This window comes from Nocardioides sp. (assembly GCF_035429765.1).
Lineage (GTDB): Bacteria > Actinomycetota > Actinomycetes > Propionibacteriales > Nocardioidaceae > Nocardioides.
The window spans coordinates 1-1755 of record NZ_DAOMFK010000338.1 but is presented as its reverse complement, the minus strand read 5'-3'; the positions used below and the strand labels follow the sequence as shown (position 1 = coordinate 1755).

Genomic DNA, 1755 nt, shown 5'->3' with positions numbered 1-1755 from the left:
CGCAGCACCGCCGCCGGCGCCGCCAGCCGGGCCCGCCGACCCACCGCGCCGGCCAGCGCGTCGGTGAACTCGCCGTTGGTCGGGGTGTGCGGGCAGCACAGGTTCACCGGACCGGCCACCGTGGGGGTCTCGGCGAGGAAGGTCACCGCGGCCACCCAGTCGCGCAGCGAGATCACCGGGAAGTACTGCCGGCCGTTGCCCAACCGGGCCCCCAGTCCCAGCCGGAACGGCAGCAGCATCTGCTTCAGCGGTGCGCTGCGGTGGTCGAGCACCGGGGCGGTCCGCAGGATGCACACCCGCGCCCCCGCCTCGACCGCGGGGTCGGCCGCGGCCTGCCACTCGCGGGTCACCGAGGTCAGCAGCGCGTCCCCCCGGCTGTCGGAGTCCTCGGTCACCACTTCGCTGCCGTGGTCGCCGTAGTAGGAGATTCCGTTGCCGGCGAGGTACGCCGGGGGGTTCGGCGCCGCCGCGACCGCCTCGGCCAGCACCCGGGTCGTGGTGACCCGGCTGGTGCGCAGCTCACTGGCCCAGGCGTGCGAGTGCGGGTTGCCGGCGGTGGGAGAGCCGGCGAGGTTGACCATCACGTCGGCGGACCGGACCACGCGGGTGTCCATCGTGCCGGCGTACGGGTTCCAGCCCGACTCGTGCGGGCCGCGCGGCGCTCGCCGGACCAGCCGGACGACCTCGTGTCCGGCGTCCTCCAGGTGCGCGGTGAGATGGTGACCGAGGAACCCCGAGGCCCCGGCGACGACGATCCTCATGGGTGCGGGTCAGACGTCGAACTGGCCGGACTCCAGCCGCGCCTTGACGTCGGAGAGGAACCGGGCGGCGTCCGCACCGTCGACGAGGCGGTGGTCGTAGGTGAGCGCGAGGTAGACCATCTGGCGCACCGCGATCGTCTCGCCGAGGTTGGCGTCGTCGATCACCACCGGACGCTTGACGACCGTGCCGGTGCCGAGGATCGCCACCTGCGGCTGGTTGATGATCGGGGTGTCGAAGAGGGCTCCGCGGCTGCCGGTGTTGGTCAGCGTGAAGGTGCCGCCGGCCAGCTCGTCGGGGAGGATCTTGTTGGCCCGGGTGCGATCGGCCACGTCGGCGATGTGCCGGGCCAGCCCGGCGATCGACAGGTCGCCGGCGTCCTTGATCACCGGCGTGAGCAGCCCCTTCTCGGTGTCCACCGCGATCGCGAGGTTCTCCCGGTCGTAGTAGGTCACCTCGCCCTTCTCGGTGTCGATCGCCGCGTTCAGCGAGGGGTGCTGCTTGAGCGCGTCGATCGCGGCCTTGGCGAAGAACGGCAGGAACGAGAGCCGCACGCCCTCCCGGGCGGCGAACTCGGCCTTGATCGAGTCGCGCAGGCGGGCGATCGCGGTCACGTCGACCTCGACCACCGTGGTCAGCTGGGCGCTGGTCTGCAGCGACTCGACCATCCGGGCGGCGATGACCTTGCGCAGCCGCGTCATCGCGACGGTGGTGCCCCGCAGCGGTGAGGGCGCGGCTGCTGCGGGCGCCGCAGGGGCCCCGGCGGGCGGTGCGGCCTGGGTCACCTTCTCCCGGGCCGCCTTCTCCTGGGCCGCCCTCTCCTCGGCCGCCTTCGCGGCGTCGAGCACGTCCTGCTTGCGGATGCGTCCGCCGACGCCCGTCCCGGTCACCGTGGCCAGGTCCACGCCGTGCTGGTCGGCCAGCTTGCGGACCAGAGGGGTGACGTAGCTGTGTGTGTCCGACGGTGCGGCCGAGGCGGCCGGGGCTGCGGGGGCG

General features: G+C 73.3%; 2 protein-coding genes. Both read right to left on the bottom strand.

What is annotated here, in order from left to right:
- A partial coding sequence (locus PLP61_RS16980) for a TIGR01777 family oxidoreductase (protein WP_324503981.1) occupies nucleotides 1-761 on the bottom strand: 761 nt, incomplete at its 3' end.
- A gap of 9 nt (nucleotides 762-770) precedes the next feature.
- On the bottom strand, nucleotides 771-1755 hold a 985-nt coding region (gene sucB / locus PLP61_RS16975; RefSeq protein WP_324503980.1), incomplete at its 5' end, for a 2-oxoglutarate dehydrogenase, E2 component, dihydrolipoamide succinyltransferase.